This is a genomic window from Paenibacillus sp. FSL P4-0081, assembly GCF_000758565.1.
Lineage (GTDB): Bacteria > Bacillota > Bacilli > Paenibacillales > Paenibacillaceae > Paenibacillus_AQ > Paenibacillus_AQ phytohabitans.
This window is the reverse complement of record NZ_CP009280.1, coordinates 2,278,588-2,297,945: the sequence shown is the minus strand read 5'-3', so window position 1 is coordinate 2,297,945 and position 19,358 is coordinate 2,278,588. Positions and strand designations below refer to the sequence as shown.

Genomic DNA, 19,358 nt, shown 5'->3' with positions numbered 1-19,358 from the left:
TGGGCTAATGATCTCTTTTCATGAAGCGCAGAACCAGTTCGGTTGAGGGAAAAGGAGCGGCAGCTGTGGTCTGTATCCTCGCTATACCAAGCCCCTGGATGAAGGAGAAATAGGCGACGGCGATTTCCACCGGATCACCCTGGATAATCTCCCCTGCCTCCTGCCCGGCGATGATCAAGGGAACGAGATGCTCGAATGGCTTCATAATCTTCTCCTTCGCAACAAGCTTAGCCGCCTCCGGAATAGCTTCCGAGGTTGCCGTCTGCAGAAGAATGAGCCGGAAGTGCTGCAAGGCAATACTGCCTTGCGACAGGAATGCCTCGGTCAGCCAGGTAATCCGCTCCAGCGGGGTTCCGTCCAGCTCTGCTGCATATTGCACCGATATTCCTGCTCCGTCCGAAGCCAGCTCAACAATTCTGGTGAAGATATCGTCTTTGGATTTGAAATACATATAGACATACCCCTGGCTGAAGCCTGCACTGGCGGCGATATCCTTGATTTTGGTCCCGGCATAGCCTTTCCTGGAGAAGACCTCGACAGCATGATAAATGATCTGCCGGATCGCCTTGTCCGGAGCCAATAGCTCAAAGCCCTCAATGAATTTACGTTCCAGCAATTTGCCGTTGTCGCTCTTGCTGTTATCACTCTTGCTGTTATCACTCTTGCTGTTATCACTCTTGCTGTTATCACTCACGATTCCCATCTCCCTTATAATGAATGACTGTTCATTCATTATACTGTGAAAGGATATTTATGTAAATTAAAAGAGTAGACCTGCTTTGCCGCAGAAAAGTTATAGCATCCAGCAAATAAGTTCATTCATATATTCAGTACAAACTCACCCTAACTGGTGAATCAATCTGAAGCTTATGCGGCCAATGTAGCCAGTGCAGCTTATGTAGATATTAAGGCCACATCGCGATGCTTCACTCAGACTATTTACTGGGCAGTCTTCGGCGAAATCACACGCCAGAGCTTCTCATTTCCTCCTTTTGCGTGCAAACTGTGAAGTGCTCCTCTTTCCCGCATGCCGTCCGCTTTCGGCGGATTCAAAGGGATTTATCCCTTTAATTTCCTCATACCGCCCGCTTTCAGCGGATTCAAAGGGATTTATCCCTTTATTTTCCCCATACCGCCCACTTTCGGCAGATTCAGAGGGATTTTTCCCTTTATTTTCCCCATCCCGCCCACTTTCGGCGGATCCAAAGGGATTTATCCCTTTATTTTTCCCATCCCGCCCACTTTCGGCGGATTCAAAGGGATTTATCCCTTTATTTTCCCCATCCCGCCCACTTTCGGCGGATTCAAAGGGATTTATCCCTTTATTTTCCCCATCCCGCCCACTTTCGGCGGATTCAGAGGGATTTATCCCTTTATTTTCAGCATCCCGCCCACTTTCGGCGGATTCAAAGGGATTTATCCCTTTATTTTCAGCATCCCGCCCACTTTCGGCGGATTCAAAGGGATTTATCCCTTTATTTTCCCCATACCGCCCACTTTCGGCGGATTCAAAGGGATTCCTGATACAAGAATAGTTCTGTCCTTCGGATGGATAGCTTCCAATTACGAAAATCATAATCACCTACACGGTGCGACTGTGAGGCGCACTAAAAAACGGACACCTCCCGCAAAGGGAGATGTCCGTTTCAATATAAATCAGCCGGTTAATCGTTCTTACGGTGGCGGCCTCTCATATACTCATTAATCTTCAGGTCCAGCAAGCTGCTGATGGCAATTACATTATCTGAGGTAAAGGAATTCTCCTGTATAAAGAGCTGTTCCATTCTGCTGCGGAGGACCTGTATTTCATTTTCCAGCGAGAGCCTGCGTGCATTTGCATCACCCCTGGGAGGATGTATCCCGCTTCCGGAACTACATTCCCCGCCATAGGAAGGTAAGTAATAATCTGCGCTCAGCACAATCATCCCTCCTAATGTATTATTGCGTGATATCCGGATACCTGATACTGAATTCTTCCTATCCGGACTCTGCGCCCTATTCTAGAATAAGACCTCCATGTAAGTGTATTACAGGTGTTTCTTGTCCTTAGAGTAAAATAATACCATATAGAAGAGTGATCGGCTATAGTTCAATTTACTTCATTCTGTTTGCATTACTCTGCCCGCTCGCGGGCCAGCTGTGAGACAAATGCCCCAATCCGTTCAACTGCTTCGTTCAGCTGGGATACCGAGGTTGCATAAGAGCAGCGGAGGTATCCTTCACCGCCCAGACCGAATACACTGCCCGGAACCGCAGCTACCTTATATTCCAGAAGCAGGCGCTGGGCGAATTGATCGGAGGTCAGCCCGGTGCGCTGAATACTCGGAAAAGCATAGAACGCGCCTTGCGGCTCATGACAGTCCAGCCCGGCATCGCGCAGCCCTTTGACGATCAGCCGGCGCCGCTGATTATAGGAATCCGCCATCCGGTCCTTCTCTTCCATTCCATTGGTCAATGCCTCCAGAGCAGCCACCTGGCCCATCGAAGGCGCGCACATGACTGTGTACTGGTGAATCTTCAGCATCGCGGAGATCAGGTCCGGGTGACCGCAGGCATATCCCATCCGCCAGCCGGTCATGGCGAAGGCTTTGGAGAAGCCGCTGACCAGAATGGTCCGGTCAATCATGCCCGGAAGGGAGGCAAAGCTTACATGATTGCTTCCATAGGTCAATTCAGCATAAATTTCATCGGAAATTACTATGAGATCATGTTTCTCTACCACTTTGGCAATCGGTTCCCAATCCTCACGGCTCATAATCGCACCCGTCGGATTGCTCGGATAGCAGAGAATAAGAATCTTGGAGCGCGGGGTGATCTTGGCTTCCAGATCTGCCGCCGTAAGCTTGAAGTTATTCTCTCCGAAGGTCTCAATACCGACCGGAATCCCGCCGCCGATTGCTGTTATCGGTGAATAAGAGATATAGCAAGGCTCGGGAATCAGAATCTCGTCTCCCGGTGAGATCAAGGCCCGGAGCGCCAGATCTATCGCTTCACTGCCGCCGACGGTGGCGATAATCTGGTTCGCAGGATCATATTGCACCGCGAAGCGGGTCTGCAGATATTCGGCAATGCCTTCTCGAAGCTCCGGCATGCCGGCATTGGAGGTATAACCGGTGAAGCCGCGCTCCAGCGAGTAGACGCAGGCTTCCCTGACATGCCAGGGAGTCTTGAAATCCGGTTCCCCGACACCCAGTGAAATAATATCCTTGCTGCCTGCCGCCAGATCAAAAAACTTACGGATGCCCGAGGGCTGTATCTGCTGGACCAGCGGGGCCAAATAGGAATTCATCGACTTCGTAATCATGGCATTACATCCTTCACGGAGATATCATCAGACGGTTGTCTTCTTCATGCTCTTCAAAAATGATACCGTCCTGTTTGTATTTTTTGAGCGTAAAGTTAGTTTTGGTAGAGAGTACCGCATCAATCGGCGACAGCTTCTCGGAGACGAAATTGGCGACCTCCCGCAGATTGCGGCCTTCCACTTCGACCAGCAAATCGTATGCGCCGGACATCAGATAGACGGATTTGACCTGCGGATACAGATAGATCCGCTCGGCAATGCCTTCGAAGCCCCGGCCGCGTTCCGGTGTAATCTGAACCTCGATCAGCGCAGTCACGCGTTCATCGTCCACTTTATCCCAATTAACCACAGTCGCATATTTCACGATGACATGATCCTGTTCCATTTGTGCAATTACGGTTTTGACATCTTCTTCTTCCGCACCAAGCAGGGTTGCCATTAAAGCTGTAGAGCTTCGCGCGTCCTCCTTGAGCAGTTCCAGCACTTTCCTCTTCAAATCATTCATTTCCTTCATGCCTTCCCTCCGGATAGTTCGCCAGTCCGGTACCCCTGCATCAGGGCAGAGCGCCTGCGAAAAGAGTTTAGTATTAATATGACACGAAAATGACAGTTCTGCAAACAAAATAACCCCGCCTGGGCGGGGTTACAATGGATCTTTTAATTTGTGTTTCTCTACACCAGCGGACGGCAGTCCTATGCTTCATCCGCCCCGCGTGAGGGTTACATATAGTAAGAACCGTTATTGTGCTGGACATTGGCCTGATGCAGCGGAACATTGGAGGCCTGATTGTAGGCACCGGCTCCGCCTGTCTTCTCACGCACGAACTGCTGGCATTTCTGCTGGGTCTGCTGTGCAGTCTGAATCTGCTTGTCTACATCCTGACGCAGAGCTTTCCCCGGAGCAGTATACATGTTCATTTGTGACATTTGGTTATACAGCTCTCCCTGAAGTCTGAGCGTATCCATCGTCAGATCATTGAATACCCGGCGTACCGTAGGACAATTCGATTCTGTAGCTGCTGTTGTATATTCACGGACTGTCCGCTTCAAATCAGCCAAAACCGTGTTCAGTAAATCCTCATCTGCCATGAATGGCGTTCCGTTTTGTGCGTACACAGTAAAACCTCCTTAAAGTTTGTGGGATATGCCTCCCGGCATCAAATTTGTGTTGCGGCCAGTAATAATTATTGCGGCTGGGTTGGTGCATACTGCTGGTGCTGATGCAGCAGCTGTACAAGCATATCCATATGGTGGGTATGACTTTGAATTTGCTGTACACAGATTCCCTGCACCGTGGAGTTTTGAGTGGTTCCGGCTGTAGCGGCCAGCTGCTTAATCAGCAAATCTTCGTTGGAAATGGAATCTGCGATATATTCCAGTTCTTTTCCGCTAAGCGCCTGCATTTGGTTAGATTGCATGTTCAGTATTCCCTCCTTCTGGATGTTCAAGCGTTCCTTAGTATGCCGCAGAGCAGAACACTTTATGTGCCAATAAGCGCAAAGCTGCTTCTGCAAAAATCGGATTAACACCTTATATACCGCGCATGAGCGGCTGCCAAACTGCAAACAATACCTTACCTGGATTATATAAAGGAGCGACCATACCATGAAACTCATCAGCGGGCAGCTGCCCTGGGAGAATACACTGCTTCAACCGCCGGTGTATCCGGTACTAAATGAAGATATTACCTGTGACTGTCTTATTGTAGGCGGCGGCATGGGCGGGGCGACGATGTCCTACCGTATGTCCCTCAGCGGAGCGGATACCGTTCTCATCGATAAAAGAGCAGTGGGCAGCGGAAGCTCCCACGCCAATACGGGACTGCTGCAGATCGCGAACGACAAGTCGCTGACCGCCTGCATGAATACCTTCGGGGAAGAGAACGGCGTGCTGTTCTATAAGCTGTGCCAGCAGGGCGTCCGCGCGATTCTCGACCTGCCGGGCAAGCTGGATATTGATCCGCAGATCATAGAACGCAGCAGTCTGCTGTATGCCAGCGTCCCTGAAGATGTACCCGCCCTGAAGCTGGAAAATGAAAACCTGATCCGGCATGGATTTGATTCTGAATTCTGGGATGAGGATAAAGTACGGTCGCATTATTCCTTCTCCAAACCGGCTGCGCTCTTCTCCCGGGGCGATGCCGAGACCAATCCGTTCCGGACCGTGCACAGCCTGATCGATAAAGCCCACTCCGGCGGAGTCCGGGTCTATGAGCATACCGAAGCCCTTAATTACGAATATAGTGCTGACGGCGTGGTCTGCCATACAGCGAATGGCCGGATTTTTGCGAAAAATGTTGTGTTTGCCATGGGGTATGAAACGCAGGATATGAAAAAGGACCGGGGCGCGGAGCTGATCAATACATATGCCATCATGACGAGGCCTCTTACGGACTTCCCCAAATGGCATGAGCAAAGTCTGCTCTGGGAAACAGCGCGGCCTTATCTGTACTTCCGGACCACACCGGACGGACGGATCATTGCCGGAGGCAAGGATGAACAGCTCACCAGTCCCGAGCGCCGCGATGTCCGTGTGCTCTCCCAATGCCAGCGGCTGCTGGAGGAGCTTGTGGCCCTGTTCCCGGAGCTTCAGGGAATAGAGGCTGAATACTCCTGGGGAGCGGTCTTCGGCTCTACCCGTGACGGCTTGCCTTATATGGGGCCGCATCCGGAGTACCCGCACTGCTATTTCATTGAAGGCTACGGGGGCAACGGAACCGTCTACAGCATGATCGCGGCCGAACTGCTCGCAGATACCCTTGCCGGCAAGGTGCGCCCCGAGCTGGAGCTGTTCTCGCTGACCCGTACAACGAAGCCTGCGCCGTCTCCGGCAATTCAGGCGTAAGCAGCTGAGCCTGCGGGAGCCTTGCTGCATCCGGCAGGAGCAGCAGCAAGGACACGCAGGAAAGGGATGCTCCGCAAGCCTGATGGCTGCGGAGCATCCCTTTTTATAATAAAGCTGACAATATGGAATAATAGCTTATTGTGCTTTTACAAATTCAGCAGATTTGATCCCTGCCTGCCGTCCAAAGATAATAATCTCGGCTACAGAATTCCCGCCGATCCGGTTCTGGCCGTGTAATCCGCCGACTACCTCACCTGCTGCAAAAAGTCCTGTGATCGCTTTGCCGTCTTTGTTCAAGACCTCTGTATTGGTGTTAATCACCACACCGCCCATGGTGTAGTGAATTCCCGGGCCGATTTGGATCGCGTAATACGGTGCGCCGGACAGATCATTATCCATGCCTGTTGTTCTGCCGAATTCCGCATCCGACTTATTCTTCACTGCGCTGTTCCAGGTATCTACGGTCTTCTTCAGCTGATCTGCCGGAACGTTCATTTGTTCTGCCAGCAATTCGATGGTATCCGCTGTTTTGACTACACCCATCTTGATGTACTGGTCCACCGCTTTGACGCGGGATTTCACGCCGGAATCAAACACCAGATACGCTGATTTCTCCGGAAGTGTATTGATGGAAGCTGTCACTTTATCACGAGTATCCATTTCGTTGCCGAAACGTTTGCCCTCGCTGGACACCAGAATTGCACCTTCGCCCCGGACCGCTTCACCGATCAGGTAGGATTTCTCCTGCTGTACAGTCGGGTGTACCTGAATCTGATCCAGATCTACCGTTGTGCCGCCAGCCTGTTCAATCATCCGGATGCCGTCGCCTGTGCTGCCGATCTGGTTCGTGGTCACATAACCCTCGAGGTCAGGTCTGACTTCGGTAATCATCTCCATATTAGCGCCGAATCCGCCGGTTGTTACGATCACTGCTGATCCGGTAATTGTTTTCTCATCGGCCTGGTTGAACAGCACCTTGACGCCGTTCACCTTGCCATCCTGTACTGTAAGTTCCTTCACATCCGCATTAACGAACAAGGGAATCCCTTGCTCTTGTACATTTCTTACGAGTCCGGCAACCAGATATTGTCCGACTGCTGAGCCGTCTTCCGGACGGTGGGTGCGCTTCTCTTTCATTCCGCCGGTAATCGTAATATTGTTCAAACGGATTCCGATCGAATCCAGCCAGTCAATGGCACTTGCGGAATTGTCCACGAAAAAGCGGAGCAACTCCTTGTTGTTCGTATCATGGCCGCCTGCCAGTGTCTCTTCATAGAACAGATCATTGGTATCCTCGATGCCCTGCTCCTTCTGGAACTTCGTCTGCGAAGCGTTCATACCCGAGGAGGATTTGGTGGTGTTACCGCCGGCAACCGGCATTTTCTCCAAAATAACCGGGTTCATGCCGTTAGCCTTGGCTTCCAGCGCCGCCGACATTCCGGCACCGCCTGCGCCGACAATGATGATATCATATTTATCTTTTAACTGATCGTACGGTGTATAGCTCGCTTCGGATGCTCCCGATACGGCTTCGGCTGTCTCTTTAGGTGCAGTGGTTGCTGCAGGCTCTGTGGTTGCGCTGTTCTTACCCTTGCTCTCATTCACACTGCCGTTAGCATTGTTGTTACCGCAGCCTGCGATAACCAGCATAACGGAAAGAACGAGTATAAGAGTCGCTGCATATCTCTTTTTCATAGTAACGCTTGCCCCCTTGTGCATATTTTCACAATTATCATATCCGCAAAAGGGCTGTCCTTGGAAGCTTACGTAATTAAAGAAATCATTAAGTAACTAAAGTAAGTGAATTTGCGTGCGGATGTTTATAGTTTTATAATTGGGACTTACACAATCGTATGACTAGGAGGAACTGAACCATGGACAAAAGCAAAAAATATATGCTTGCCGGCGCCATCCTGACCGCAGCTGGTGTTTCTCTAATGACCTATACAGCAAACCGTTACACTTCCTTCAAAAAAGTGGTGGCCAGAACCATCCGGCTGGAGGATATCGCCTCCCTTGAAATTACCCGTCTGTCCTCTGTTCCCGGTGAACAGAAGGATATTGTGGTTACGGAGCCGGAGGCCATCAAACAAATATGTGATGATTTCGCCGACGTCCGGTTAATGAAATCAGCGCGGAATGTAAGCACAGACAACAAATACAGCTATTATATTACCATCGTACAGGCTGACCGGAAGCAGCGGTTTGATATCATTCTCAAGGGCAGGCAGCATATGATTATTTACGATAATGATATGAACAATCCGCATTTAAAAGCTTATAAAATTATGGGTTCCTTCCATCCGCAGGCATTGAATCTGGCTTTTGCTTAAAACCGCAAGGCGTAGCGTAAATCATCCCCGGAAGCATAGAAGACATTACCTATGAAGTCATGGCCGGAGGAGTCCGGACATGACTTCATAGTATTTTAGGGCCGCTTTAAGCCAGATAGCCAATCTCCGCTTCATCTCTGGAAGGCGCTTCGCCGGCAAGCTGCTTCAGCAGCTTCTTCATCATGACCGAAGCCTTCACCTTGGTATGGAGACACGGTGAAAGCTTCATCTCATAGTCCCCCTGCTTAATAGCCTCCTTCAATTCCTCAACTGTAGAGCAGGATACATGTAGCCGGTTCATTACGCTGCCATACTGCAGGCATTGATGACTGTCACTGCCGGCAACCACAGGAACGCCAAGCTTCTCTGCAAATGGCGTAATCAGGTTCTTGTAGGCTTCAGCCCCCTGCACGTAAATGTCTTTAGCATTGAAATCAAACGCATCCAGCCGCTTAAGCAGCTGAGGGTCCAATTGATGAAGTGGAGTAGAGGTGCGGAACGGATGGGCCCCTATTTTCCACAGATTGAATTCATCCGCCAGATCCAGCAGTCTCAAGAAAGGAATAAAGCTACCCTGAGCAGTGTAATCTTCCAGCAAAGAACGGACAGCAAGAACATTCTCCTTAAGCCCGATCAGCAAGATGTGGCCTGTCTCGGCAATATCCACTTCCATTCCCGGAAACAGCTTCAGCCCGTCCACATCATAGTAATGTCCGTTATACGGATACATCTGATCCAGTGCCTCGTACATTGCGAAGAAATTAGAAGTATTAAAATGCTCTGTCAAAGCGGCTGCCTGCAGTCCGTTCACTTTAGCTTCCGACATCATTTCTGCGAAATACGCCGGGGAAAATGCTGATTTCTTGGACAATTTGCCGTGTGTGTGCAGATCAATATTCATATAGGTTAGGCTCCTTTTAAGTTTGCAGATTAGGTTAATACACCAGCTCAGGGTACAGGGTTCCAAACCAGAACAGCAGTATAATGTAAATCGTTGAACCGGATAAAAAAGCCCAGTCCGGCCTCTTCATCCGCAAATAGGACAGCTTGATCTTCTTCACCTTCGGATTGCTGAGACCGTAGCTGAATCCGCGTGTCTCCAGTGCTTCAATCGTGGTTCGCGACCGTTTGGCTGTATTGAGCATGAGCGGGTAGAAGACCAGCACCACAATCCGCAAGTAATACGCAGCTGTTCTCCAGTAGAACACCCCGTGACGATGCGGTCTTTGCCCCCTGAGTCTGAAGGACAACAATATCTGGTGGAATTCTTCCAGCAAAGTAGGCAGAATACGATAACCGTAAGATAAACTAAATGCAAAGGCATCAGGTATGCCTAAGGATAAAAGTCCGTCACTAAGCCGTTCGGGATCCAGACTGGAGAATACAGTGATGCTCGCCAGTGAAATGACAGAAAGCTTCAGCGTCAGCGTTAACATTGGCAGCAGGGATTCACTCCCCCCTCCGAAAAAAAGCGTCAGCACGAACATCCAGCCGATCTGGCCGGTCAGGCCAAGGCACAGGATACAGATGATTAGCGGACTAACCCGTGACAGGACAGTTGTTATGACCATGAACACGAACATTCCTAATAAGATTGTCCGGTTATGCACAAACCAGGGCACGATGGCAAAAAACAAATACCATAACAGCAGTGTCCGGGGGTCAAGCCTGCCCAGAAAGGTAGCGCTGTTGTTATACGCGGTCCCCAGTAATTCCAGCTTGATCTGTTCTACAGAGATCCGGTCCAGCGCTTTTTTAACAGCCTCCATAGATTCCGGCCACCTCCTTCTGTAGCTCCACTTGGCTCACAAACTCGTCCAGGCTGCAGCAAATGCGCGGCAGGCCGAGTATGCGGCTTAGCTTCATTAATTGTGTCTCTGCCAATCCGGCACGCCTCAAGAGCATTCCGTCAGCAAATATTTCATCCTTCGTTCCGTCAGCAATGATCTGTCCCTGATGCATAACAATAATTCTACTGGCCCATTCAGACACAAGCTGCATATCATGAGTGGCGATTACCACCGTCTCCACATGGCTCCGCAATGTCTCAAGAACGCTAACCATTTCCTGCTTGGTCGAAATATCCAGATTCGCGGTGGGCTCGTCAAGCAGCATAACTGCAGGGCGGACAGCGGCACCGATTGCCAGGGATACCCGCCGCTGCTGGCCGCCGCTCAGCAGACGGGCATCCCGCTCAGCGAGCTCACTAAGCCGGAACGCCTGGAGCATCTCTTCTACTCTCCGGTCTGTATCCGCTAACTTCCGGGCCTTCAGATAATAGGAGATTTCTTTACGTACAGAATCCTCGATAAACATATCCTCCGGATTCTGAAATACATAAGCAACCGTACCGGACAGGCGCTCGGGCGGCACACCATTGACTTCTATGCCTTTCACATTAACCGTTCCTGAGGAGGGTCTGGCAATACCTGAAATCAGTTTCATTAAGGATGATTTCCCTGCACCGTTGTTACCGATAAGGGCAACCGATTCCCCGTGTTTGAGCTCCAGCTTTACCCCGTTCAGAACAGGATGAAGTGTCTTGTGAATCGTGCGGTACGACAGGTGAACATCCTTCATTTTAACGATAGAATCCACATCTCCTACGCCTGTGGGGATCTGCCCGCAGACTGGATAGGCGGACCCGGCCTGCCCAGCCGGCCCTTTACGGCGGATCATCCGGTCAAGCCCCTCTTCAGGGGTCAAAGGGAACTGTCCTGCATTCCGGTCATTCTCCTCCAGCATCCAGACAGCTCTGGTCACATCCGGCGGATAAATGCCAAGTTCCAGCAATTCTTGTACAGAGGACAAAGCATCACGTACCGGCTTCTGCCAGCGTATGGATCCTTTATCCATTAGGATAACGTTCCTGCAGTATTCTGCTATAAATTCGGCATGGTGCTCAATGACTACGATGGTCTTCCCGTGCAGCTCATTCAATTGCCGCAGGATATCATAGATATGACGTGCATGCTGCGGATCAAGCTGGGCTACCGGCTCATCTATGACCAGTATTTCCGGATCCATTGCCAGTGCTCCCGCAAGAGCCAGCAAGTGCTTTTGCCCACCGCTAAGCTGCCAGATAAATTCATTTCTCAGTTCGCTAAGTCCGGTCAACGCCAGCGCCCGTTCTCCCCGTTCCTTGTAGTCCGCAAAACCATAGTTCAGCGGGGTAAAAGAAACATCATCAAGCACGGTCGGACGCACCAGCTGGTTCTCGAAGTCCTGATAGACATAACCGATATGCCTGGATAGTTCAGCGACACTCCGCCCTTCCGCCGGTTGACCGCAAATCACCGCTTCTCCGGCGAAATCTCCTGTGTAATAATGCGGGATTAATCCATTGAAGCATTTACAGAGTGTGGATTTGCCGGATCCGTTGCTGCCGATAACGGCAACAAAATCCCCTTTCTCCAGTTGCAGGGATACATCCCGCAGTACAGATTGTTCCGCCCCCGGGTAAGTAAAGGACACTCCTCTAAGCTCCAGGACCAGTTCATGCATCTGCCTGTCCTCCTTCCTGACGCCTGCGTGCAGCACGCCGGATTAGCGATAGAATGGTCACAACCGCAATGATGACGGCAACCAGCATGCTCAGCCAGATCAGCTTTTCCTCACCTGACTCAGCCCAGGCAAATTCAAAATCACCGATGTTCCAGCCTGATTCCGACAACAATTCAGAACCTAGCGCAATCATGATCAGAATCGTACCTGAAATGACAAGCTTTGGCGACAGCCAGACCCCGGATGCATATTTCATATTCCGCTCACGCGGCTTCATGCCGAGCAGCGGCTCAATCTTGCCGTACAAGCGGGGAACCAGATACATCGTAGGCAGAAGGGCGAACAGAATGCCCGAGAACAGCACATCATTCAGAAATCCGACACCTTCGATGATGACGATACTTTCCGCCAGACCCTTAACCGCTTCCAGTTCCTCCACACCGACCCATACCTTCAAGATATCTACCGCTGAGCTAAAAAACTGGTGAATCGCCACTCCGGTAATTGCGGCTGCGCCTACCTGTCTACGGTTCTTCGGATCGGATACCATAAGGCCGGCTGTATACATCGCAAGAGAGAAGGTAATGAATTTCTCCAGTTCGCCCAGTCCGCCGAATTGACCCAGCATCAGCTCACCAAAGATCACTTCGCCGACAGCCGCTCCAACAGCTGCATACAACGGGTGAAACAGCATACATAAGGTCAGAGGAATGAAAGCGAAATATTCAATCGACAATTCAACCGGACCCAACTGGATGCTAGGCACCAGCTCCGTAAACATATTAGACAAACCATACAGCGACATCGACAGCACAAAAATCATCATTTTTTGAGATTGGGTCAGCGTGTAGCGGGTCTTTAACGTGCTCATAAACAGTTGGCCTCCCTACAGGAATTTATCTTTATTATAAAAAGGCCATGTCAGCACAGGTTTTTCCATTTGTTAAGCCGGAGTAATATTTTTTTCAGAATTTTTAACGCTGTAAAAATATTTACAACATCTTCAAGCGTTATATTGTGTAAAAAGAGCACATCCGGAGGAAACGCATATGTATAAAGACTGGAATCACCGCCCGTTCTCACCCAACCAGCGGATCATCGCCGATTTTATCCAGAAGAATGAGCAGCGGGTTGTCTATATGACAGAGCAGGAAGTTGCTGACGAGCTCCATTTGAGCATCGCCTCCGTCTCACGTTTCTGGAAAGCAGCCGGCTACAAGCATGCCAAGGATTTCAAAAACCGGCTACGGTTCCGGTTCGAATCTACGCCCTCGGTTAAAATGCGTGACGCAATGGAGCGATCCGATGATAGTTCACTCCCCCAGCTGCTGCTGAATAATTCCCTTCACCATCTGCAGGAGACACACCGTTATTTGAATGAGACGTCGCTGCAGTCCGCGGTATACAGTCTGTCTGCTGCACGGATTGTATATGTTTATTGTCCCGGCCCCTGCGGCGGACTGGCTGAACTGATGATCTACCGGATGGCGCGCTTTGGTCTTCAGATGAAGCGGATGGCTCCGAGCGGCCATGAGCTGCTGGAGACCCTAATGCATGCTGACAAACAGGATGTGGTACTGGTTTTTGGATTTGTGCAGCTGTTACCTGAAATCGAGGTGATTCTGGACCATTCACGGGAGGCAGCTTATCAGGTCATTCTGATCACTGACAGACTTGTATATCCCCGTTCACAGGATGCAGATATCGTGTTGTATGCCGGAAGAGGCGAGGTTTGGGAGTTTCATTCAATGGTCGGCCCTATTTATATCATTGAGAATCTGATTCTCGGTGTAGGACTGGTCAACCGGGATCATAACCTGAGCAATCTTGACAAGCTCCAGCAGCTGCGGGCGCAGTATGGAGGGAAGCTTCCGCGTACCTGAACCCGCAATAATAAAAAAAGGACCCGAAGGTCCCCGCTAACACGCTTGCCGCTTATAAATATCTACTTATATAGTCCTTCCCCTCCGGCTTCACCTTGTACATATATACCGGTCTGCCTACCGCGCCGTAGCTGAGCTCCATCTCCAGAATGCCTGCCTCGGTCAGAAAAGCCAGATATTTGCGGACGGAAATCCGCGAAATCGGCGCCTGGCTGCTGATATCTTCAGTGGAGAATACCGGGTTCTGCAGCTGCTTAATCGTATCCCAGATGCTCTCCAGTGTGCCTTCGGTAAGACCTTTGGGCAGGCTCTGCGCCCCACTCTTGTCTTCTTCAGCCTCCGGAGCGGAATGGCGCAGCAGCTTATCCAGCTGTTCCTGGCTCAGATGCTCCTTGTGCATTAACCGAAAGTCTTCGCGGTATGCCGACAAAGCCGCCTGAAAACGGGCAAACTCAAATGGCTTGATCAGGTAATCCACAGCCCCGTTCTGCAGCGCCTTGCGGATGCTTGCATTATCGCTGGCGGCGGAGATCACAATGATATCCGCCTTGCTTCCCTGCTCCCGGAGCGTGGACAACAGCTGAAGCCCGCTGGTACCGGGCATATAGATATCCAGCAGCAGGAGATCGATCTCCTGTTCCGCCAGCATCTTCAAGGCCTCATCTCCTGAAGCCGCCCAGCCCGCGAACTCGAAGCCCTGGACCTGTTCGAGATAATGGCGGTTGAATTTCGCTACCATCGGGTCATCTTCTACAATCAGCACTTTAATGTTCATTGGCTCTCCTCACCCTTTGCAGCATATGGCACATCAACGATGAACGTGGTTCCCTGCCCGCCGCCGCAGGCGGCAATCTGAAGATGTCCCTGCAGTTTATCTACACTCTTCCTGACCAAATACAGTCCGATTCCCCGGTGTTCCCCCTTGGATGAGAAGCCCTGGACGAATATCTGCTCCCGGAGTGCCTCCGGAATCCCCGGGCCGTTGTCGCTAACCTCACACAGCAGCCTTCCCTCTTCATAGTGAAAAGCAAGCCCGATCCGCTTATTACTGTGTACATCTCTGCCGTGTACATCTCTGCTGTATACATCGCTGCTGTGTTCATCAGGTCCCGGGCCGCCCAGCGCTTCCATCGCATTGTCCAGCAAATTCCCGGCAATCGTAATCAGCTCATGAATAACCTGCGAATCTGCCGATTCCGGCAGATAACTGTCCGCAGTCAGCAGCAGTTCAATTCCCGTCTCGCGCGCCCGGCTCAGCTTACCCAGCAGAAAACCCGCCATAGCCGGGTCCTTAATCTGTCTCGTGATGGCCCCGATCTCCTGCTGGTAGTTATTTGCCGTTCCCAGAATATACTGCTGCAGCTCGTCATATAAGCCCATATGCGTCATGCCCATAATCACATGCAGCTTGTTCATGAATTCATGGGCACCTGCCCGCAAGGCGTCTGCATAGACAGAAATACCCGACAGCCGTTCGGCCAGAACTGCCAGCTCAGTCTTGTCACGAAATGTAGCGATGGCTCCGGCAATCTCGCCGCCTACGCGGACCGGCAGGCTGCTTACGAGCAGGGAGATACCGCCCAGCTCCAGCTCCTGGTCCTGCCTGCCTTCCCCGCTGGCCAGCACATGCTCCAGACGCAGCTCTGGCCAATAATCGGCAATCTGCCGGTTTACAACGGCGCCGTTGATCCCTGCCGCCTTGAGAAGCCGGTGCGCCTCCATATTGATAAGCGTAATGCGCGCTTCCTGGTCAATCGCAATAATCCCCTCGCGAATGGATTCCAGCATGGCGCTGCGTTCCTGCAGGAGTCTGGAAATATCGGCAGGCTCCATACCGAACATCATTTGCTTGATCCTCTTCGCCAGAACAAAGGCGCCTCCGGCTCCAAACAGCGCGCCTGAGACCAGAATGGCAATAATCGTCCATTCATTCTGCCTGACCAGACGCTGCACCCTGTCCATTGACAGTCCAGCTACTACGACCCCGAGCTGATGCCCTCTGCCGTCATAGACCGGCACGAATGCCCGCAACGAATTCCCGAGCGTCCCTGTTCCTTCGGAGATGCTCTCTTGTCCGCGCAGCGCAGCCTCCTGCCCGCCTCCCACGAAGGGCAGTCCTACCTTGGAGGCATCCGGATGCGAATACCGGATGCTGTTCATATCCATCACCACTACAAACAATATATCATTACGGCGTGTAATCTTGGAGGTGTAGGCTTGAATCCCCTTGCTGTTCCCTTCGCTTAAGCCCTCTGAGAGCAGCGGCATCAGGGCAATCGTGCGGGCAATCGTAATGGCCTTATCCTCCAGCGCATGCCGGGTCTGGGGAATAATCTGATTGCGGAATATAATATATAAGACCAGCAGCACCAGGACTACAACAGCAGATACCATCACCGCTACCGTTGTCCTTAGGCTATAGCTTTTTTTCTTGGCCAAGGATGCCCATGCCTCCTCATCTTCAATGAACTGCTACAAAGACTAGAATTATTTAAGGTAAGCTAGAAAACTGGATCACGCTATTCTGAATTTACCGATCTAATAACAGTACATGAAGGGAATTTATCTTTCAATCTTTTAGATGACTTACAGAAGTTTCAATTAGTTATTTATATCCTCTCACTGCTTCGCTAGGAAAAAAGATTGGATATACGATAACAAAAAAAGGCCATCATGGTGACTGACCTTACGACAAATAGGCAAAAAGAAACCTTGATAGACCGGAAGCCATTTAAGGTTTCAGTTTTATTAAAAATCATATGGGTCAGCTATTTCAAAATCATCTTCATGCACACTTTCGTATCGATACAATACCTGGTATTTTTATATTTCTCCAATCATCCACAGATTTCACCTTACCTTCCTCAAACGATACTATTGAACCATCTGGTGCTAAGTCTATATATTTTACATATCTTTTCAATCCATCATTCGGTAATCGATAGACTCCACCAAAGAAGTACCTTGAAAGGCTGTGAGCCAATCAAGATTAAACAGACATTTATTAGCACTTATTATTCATACACCCTCCCGACATAAAATAAATTCGCAAGAAAGTTCCAATCTATAACTTGAGGTATTTGTAAATTGTTATTTTCATAATAACCTTCCATATCCTCTACCCAAGACTTTATTCCTTCGAGAAAACTCTCAATGTCTCTATTTTCCCAAACATCAGGGTTTAATTTAAAATCCTTAATTAACATACCAATAAATTCTGTAAAAAGATCTTTATCACTAACTTTTTTTATTTCATTATATAATTCCATGTTCCCCTCCTACTGTATCGCAAGATTAATTCCATCGTCCATTTCCATTCAATTTAATTTACACCTTTTTTGTTATATTACTCCATTTTTACTTTCAACCATTTTTTTAGTAACCCATTGTACTGGTATTTTTCAGTACCGGCAATTCTAAATGCGGATAATCTTCGATAATCCAACGTTCATATATTTCCTGCATCATCTTTCCAAACACAATGGTTTTTAAATCACTTGATGAAAATCCCCTTGATTTAAGTGCGTCAGCAAATCAGTTAACATTGTTCTTTTTGTGAACATTTAAATCAAGCAACCGCCGCAGCACCAGCCAGCCCCCCAGCGGAGCCGTTCCCAGCAGCAGCATAAGCCAAGTGACAGCCTGCGGGGACTGATTGACCGACAGCACAGCAATGAACACAAGCAGCCCCATCAGCCGCCCGGTCATCAGACTCAGCTCTCTAAGCACAACCAGCTCCACCCGTTTGCCGGCACTCTCTTCAGAGACACCCATCAGGTCGAAGCTGGTAGACGTCATCGGCAGCATGTAGAGCGGGATGCACAGCGAGGTTCCAATACCCATAATTAACAGCGTGGCGTAATTCACCTTCCACAGAAGCGGCAGAATGAAAACGGCCAGCAGCAGACTGCCTGCCAGCATCCCCCTGAAGCGGGTTCCAGGCTTGAACCATTTGCCGGCCGCATAGTAGCTGATCAAAGAAACTGCCGAGGTAATCAGCGCGAACTGCCCAAGCTTACTCTCCTCACGGGCGGCAATATAGACCAGCAGTCCGATCAGGAACGAGAATACGCCCTCCCGTACTCCCTGGAACAGCAGCGCCGCCGCAGCAGGCCGCCAGGGACTCTCCTTGCGGCTAAGCTCGCGCCAGGGCTCCAGCCACAGGTAAGTTCCGCCGCGCGGCCGCTTCTCCAGCCCAAAGCTGAGTACAGCAGCCACTCCATAGATGCACAGGGACAGGATAAACACAATACGGTAGCCCTTGTCCCCATGCCACAAGGAGATCAGACTACCCGACACCCACGGACCTACAATGCCCGTCAGCGAACCCAGCAGTCCCATCCAGCCGTTGAAGAAATCGCGGTTGTCCGCCTCGGTAATCTCAAAGAAAACAATATTAAAAGCCAGCCAGTAGAACCCGATGGAAAGACCGAGAATGAGTCCCAGCGGCCAGATATAATGCACCGCTTCTCCGCGCAGCCAGAGCACCAGCAAATAAAAAAAGCCCGAAACGGCAATTCCCAGCCGCAGGGCATTCATTTTGTTATGCTCCTTCACCCATTTGCCGCCCAGCCAGAAGCTTAGTCCGACTGCGAGCTGCTGGGCAACCGTAAACCAGCCGATCATGGCGAAGTTCTGCCGGCTTTTCCACAAATATACGTTCAAAAAAGTACCTGCCAGCACCGTAGCCAGCAGGTAAAGCCCGCCCACAGCGAGCAGCAGCGCCGCCTGGTTCCGTAATAACCTCCTCATGCTATACCTCCCTGCTATTCTGGACATCTCATGTAAACATAACATGTCCAAATTACAGGGAAAGCATGAATCCGAGGCTTACTCCGATGCAGTGCTGAGATTGCGCACAAGCTGAATGCGGTCTTCCTGTGCCAGACTGTGCTGCACATGGAAGCAGGAAGGACATACGAACAGATTCAGCGAGAACGGCGGCTTCAGTACCGGTCCGCCGCCCAGCGCTTCCGGCGTTGCCGGGGTAAATCCGCTTACCTGCTGAGTGCCGGAGTGAAGCATCAGCTCATGGCATTGCGGACATTCCGGTGCTTCCAGCTGCGCGGCCAGCAAGCTGGCGACACTCTGCTCATAACGCGTCAGATCATAGTCATCACCGAACTGGATTAGCGTATTAAATATGGGAACCACACTATCCTTGTCACCGTCGTCATCCCACAGATCCTCGTCGCTGACCTCTTCCTGTACGGAAGCGTCCTCAGTGTCCAGCTCTTCATCTTCAAGATCGTCAGCGCCTATTGTAATTGTGCGGTAACCGCTAAGCTCATTATTGCAATGAGGACAAGTGTCCTCCGGGCCAAACTCCTCATCCCATACAATCTCGGTATGGCACCAAGGACATATTGTCGTTTCCATCTGTATAATCTCCTTCGTTCCTCACATTAGGTTCACTTTCAATGCAACATTAAATAAATAATCCCGGCCGCTATAAACGCCAGAGCGGAAATGAACAGAACCCGAACCAGA

Annotated in this window: 20 protein-coding genes; 3 read left to right on the top strand and 17 right to left on the bottom strand. The window is 50.4% G+C overall.

From position 1 onward, the window contains the following. Positions 1 to 4: 4 nt before the first annotated feature. The 7 genes from P40081_RS09730 to P40081_RS09700 all read right to left on the bottom strand — a co-directional run bounded on the left by P40081_RS09730 (position 5) and on the right by P40081_RS09700 (position 4,722). A complete protein-coding gene (locus tag P40081_RS09730) occupies positions 5 to 694 on the bottom strand; it encodes a TetR/AcrR family transcriptional regulator (RefSeq protein ID WP_052421742.1) in 690 nt (229 codons plus the stop codon). 285 nt (positions 695 to 979) lie between these two features. After that, positions 980 to 1,576: a hypothetical protein gene (locus tag P40081_RS09725; protein WP_042135091.1), complete on the bottom strand. Its 597-nt coding sequence runs from the start codon at positions 1,574 to 1,576 to the stop codon at positions 980 to 982. A gap of 88 nt (positions 1,577 to 1,664) precedes the next feature. Further along, positions 1,665 to 1,859 carry an aspartyl-phosphate phosphatase Spo0E family protein gene (locus P40081_RS09720; RefSeq protein ID WP_052422177.1) on the bottom strand — a complete coding sequence of 65 codons (195 nt, stop codon included), beginning with the start codon at positions 1,857 to 1,859 and terminating at the stop codon, positions 1,665 to 1,667. 254 nt (positions 1,860 to 2,113) lie between these two features. Beyond that, the gene (locus tag P40081_RS09715) at positions 2,114 to 3,304 is read right to left on the bottom strand and encodes an aminotransferase class I/II-fold pyridoxal phosphate-dependent enzyme (RefSeq protein WP_042135087.1); all 1,191 of its coding nucleotides are present in this window, start codon (positions 3,302 to 3,304) and stop codon (positions 2,114 to 2,116) included. Between the two features lie 13 nt (positions 3,305 to 3,317). Beyond that, positions 3,318 to 3,818, bottom strand: a complete 501-nt coding sequence (locus P40081_RS09710) for an Lrp/AsnC family transcriptional regulator (protein ID WP_039308379.1) — start codon at positions 3,816 to 3,818, stop codon at positions 3,318 to 3,320. Positions 3,819 to 4,024: 206 nt separating this feature from the next. Beyond that, a complete protein-coding gene (locus P40081_RS09705) occupies positions 4,025 to 4,420 on the bottom strand; it encodes a spore coat protein (protein ID WP_042135086.1) in 396 nt (131 codons plus the stop codon). Between the two features lie 68 nt (positions 4,421 to 4,488). Further along, on the bottom strand, positions 4,489 to 4,722 hold the full coding sequence (locus P40081_RS09700; RefSeq protein ID WP_039308384.1) for a hypothetical protein: 234 nt from the start codon (positions 4,720 to 4,722) through the stop codon (positions 4,489 to 4,491). 187 nt (positions 4,723 to 4,909) lie between these two features. Between P40081_RS09700 and P40081_RS09695 the strand changes: the two genes are divergently transcribed. Further along, positions 4,910 to 6,148, top strand: coding sequence for an NAD(P)/FAD-dependent oxidoreductase (locus P40081_RS09695; RefSeq protein ID WP_042135084.1), 1,239 nt, complete (start codon positions 4,910 to 4,912; stop codon positions 6,146 to 6,148). Positions 6,149 to 6,283: 135 nt separating this feature from the next. Here P40081_RS09695 and P40081_RS09690 read toward each other — a convergent pair whose 3' ends face one another. Then, positions 6,284 to 7,843 carry a flavocytochrome c gene (locus P40081_RS09690; protein WP_042135081.1) on the bottom strand — a complete coding sequence of 520 codons (1,560 nt, stop codon included), beginning with the start codon at positions 7,841 to 7,843 and terminating at the stop codon, positions 6,284 to 6,286. A 179-nt stretch (positions 7,844 to 8,022) separates the two neighbouring features. Between P40081_RS09690 and P40081_RS09685 the strand changes: the two genes are divergently transcribed. After that, positions 8,023 to 8,481 carry a hypothetical protein gene (locus P40081_RS09685; protein WP_042135079.1) on the top strand — a complete coding sequence of 153 codons (459 nt, stop codon included), beginning with the start codon at positions 8,023 to 8,025 and terminating at the stop codon, positions 8,479 to 8,481. A gap of 106 nt (positions 8,482 to 8,587) precedes the next feature. Here the strand turns inward: P40081_RS09685 and P40081_RS09680 are convergent, their stop codons facing one another. The 4 genes from P40081_RS09680 to P40081_RS09665 are packed head-to-tail and all read right to left on the bottom strand — an operon-like array spanning position 8,588 to position 12,856. Beyond that, positions 8,588 to 9,382 carry a PHP domain-containing protein gene (locus P40081_RS09680; protein WP_042135077.1) on the bottom strand — a complete coding sequence of 265 codons (795 nt, stop codon included), beginning with the start codon at positions 9,380 to 9,382 and terminating at the stop codon, positions 8,588 to 8,590. A 34-nt stretch (positions 9,383 to 9,416) separates the two neighbouring features. Beyond that, positions 9,417 to 10,250: an energy-coupling factor transporter transmembrane component T family protein gene (locus P40081_RS09675; RefSeq protein ID WP_042135075.1), complete on the bottom strand. Its 834-nt coding sequence runs from the start codon at positions 10,248 to 10,250 to the stop codon at positions 9,417 to 9,419. Then, entirely contained in the window at positions 10,237 to 11,985 is a 1,749-nt protein-coding gene (locus P40081_RS09670) for an ABC transporter ATP-binding protein (protein WP_042135073.1), read from the bottom strand. Before P40081_RS09670 ends, P40081_RS09675 begins: the two co-directional genes overlap by 14 nt. Further along, positions 11,978 to 12,856: a DUF8171 family membrane protein gene (locus P40081_RS09665; protein WP_042135072.1), complete on the bottom strand. Its 879-nt coding sequence runs from the start codon at positions 12,854 to 12,856 to the stop codon at positions 11,978 to 11,980. The genes P40081_RS09670 and P40081_RS09665 overlap by 8 nt, the downstream gene beginning before the upstream one ends. A 178-nt stretch (positions 12,857 to 13,034) precedes the next feature. On the opposite strand from P40081_RS09665, the gene P40081_RS09660 reads away from it, so the two are divergent. Next, entirely contained in the window at positions 13,035 to 13,868 is an 834-nt protein-coding gene (locus tag P40081_RS09660; protein WP_042135070.1) for a MurR/RpiR family transcriptional regulator, read from the top strand. 52 nt (positions 13,869 to 13,920) lie between these two features. On the opposite strand, the gene P40081_RS09655 is transcribed toward P40081_RS09660, so the two are convergent. The 5 genes from P40081_RS09655 to P40081_RS09635 all read right to left on the bottom strand — a co-directional run bounded on the left by P40081_RS09655 (position 13,921) and on the right by P40081_RS09635 (position 19,247). Continuing rightward, positions 13,921 to 14,643 carry a response regulator gene (locus P40081_RS09655; protein ID WP_042135068.1) on the bottom strand — a complete coding sequence of 241 codons (723 nt, stop codon included), beginning with the start codon at positions 14,641 to 14,643 and terminating at the stop codon, positions 13,921 to 13,923. Next, complete coding sequence (dcuS, locus tag P40081_RS09650) at positions 14,640 to 16,307, bottom strand: DcuS/MalK family sensor histidine kinase (RefSeq protein ID WP_081969894.1); 1,668 nt, start codon at positions 16,305 to 16,307, stop codon at positions 14,640 to 14,642. Before dcuS ends, P40081_RS09655 begins: the two co-directional genes overlap by 4 nt. Before the next feature lie 575 nt (positions 16,308 to 16,882). Continuing rightward, a complete protein-coding gene (locus P40081_RS09645; protein ID WP_042135067.1) occupies positions 16,883 to 17,137 on the bottom strand; it encodes a DUF7660 family protein in 255 nt (84 codons plus the stop codon). Between the two features lie 265 nt (positions 17,138 to 17,402). Continuing rightward, positions 17,403 to 18,620, bottom strand: a complete 1,218-nt coding sequence (locus P40081_RS09640) for an MFS transporter (protein ID WP_042135065.1) — start codon at positions 18,618 to 18,620, stop codon at positions 17,403 to 17,405. Positions 18,621 to 18,698: 78 nt separating this feature from the next. After that, on the bottom strand, positions 18,699 to 19,247 hold the full coding sequence (locus P40081_RS09635) for a hypothetical protein (protein WP_042135063.1): 549 nt from the start codon (positions 19,245 to 19,247) through the stop codon (positions 18,699 to 18,701). Positions 19,248 to 19,358 lie beyond the last annotated feature (111 nt).

Coding starts and splice junctions, on each gene's coding strand:
- P40081_RS09725 (WP_042135091.1), bottom strand. CDS start 1,576: ATGATTTTCGTAATTGGAAGCTATCCATCCGAAGGACAGAACTATTCT.
- P40081_RS09715 (WP_042135087.1), bottom strand. CDS start 3,304: ATGATTACGAAGTCGATGAATTCCTATTTGGCCCCGCTGGTCCAGCAG.
- P40081_RS09710 (WP_039308379.1), bottom strand. CDS start 3,818: ATGAAGGAAATGAATGATTTGAAGAGGAAAGTGCTGGAACTGCTCAAG.
- P40081_RS09700 (WP_039308384.1), bottom strand. CDS start 4,722: ATGCAATCTAACCAAATGCAGGCGCTTAGCGGAAAAGAACTGGAATAT.
- P40081_RS09695 (WP_042135084.1), top strand. CDS start 4,910: ATGAAACTCATCAGCGGGCAGCTGCCCTGGGAGAATACACTGCTTCAA.
- P40081_RS09690 (WP_042135081.1), bottom strand. CDS start 7,843: ATGAAAAAGAGATATGCAGCGACTCTTATACTCGTTCTTTCCGTTATG.
- P40081_RS09685 (WP_042135079.1), top strand. CDS start 8,023: ATGGACAAAAGCAAAAAATATATGCTTGCCGGCGCCATCCTGACCGCA.
- P40081_RS09680 (WP_042135077.1), bottom strand. CDS start 9,382: ATGAATATTGATCTGCACACACACGGCAAATTGTCCAAGAAATCAGCA.
- P40081_RS09675 (WP_042135075.1), bottom strand. CDS start 10,250: ATGGAGGCTGTTAAAAAAGCGCTGGACCGGATCTCTGTAGAACAGATC.
- P40081_RS09670 (WP_042135073.1), bottom strand. CDS start 11,985: ATGCATGAACTGGTCCTGGAGCTTAGAGGAGTGTCCTTTACTTACCCG.
- P40081_RS09665 (WP_042135072.1), bottom strand. CDS start 12,856: ATGAGCACGTTAAAGACCCGCTACACGCTGACCCAATCTCAAAAAATG.
- P40081_RS09660 (WP_042135070.1), top strand. CDS start 13,035: ATGTATAAAGACTGGAATCACCGCCCGTTCTCACCCAACCAGCGGATC.
- P40081_RS09655 (WP_042135068.1), bottom strand. CDS start 14,643: ATGAACATTAAAGTGCTGATTGTAGAAGATGACCCGATGGTAGCGAAA.
- P40081_RS09645 (WP_042135067.1), bottom strand. CDS start 17,137: ATGGAATTATATAATGAAATAAAAAAAGTTAGTGATAAAGATCTTTTT.
- P40081_RS09640 (WP_042135065.1), bottom strand. CDS start 18,620: ATGAGGAGGTTATTACGGAACCAGGCGGCGCTGCTGCTCGCTGTGGGC.
- P40081_RS09635 (WP_042135063.1), bottom strand. CDS start 19,247: ATGGAAACGACAATATGTCCTTGGTGCCATACCGAGATTGTATGGGAT.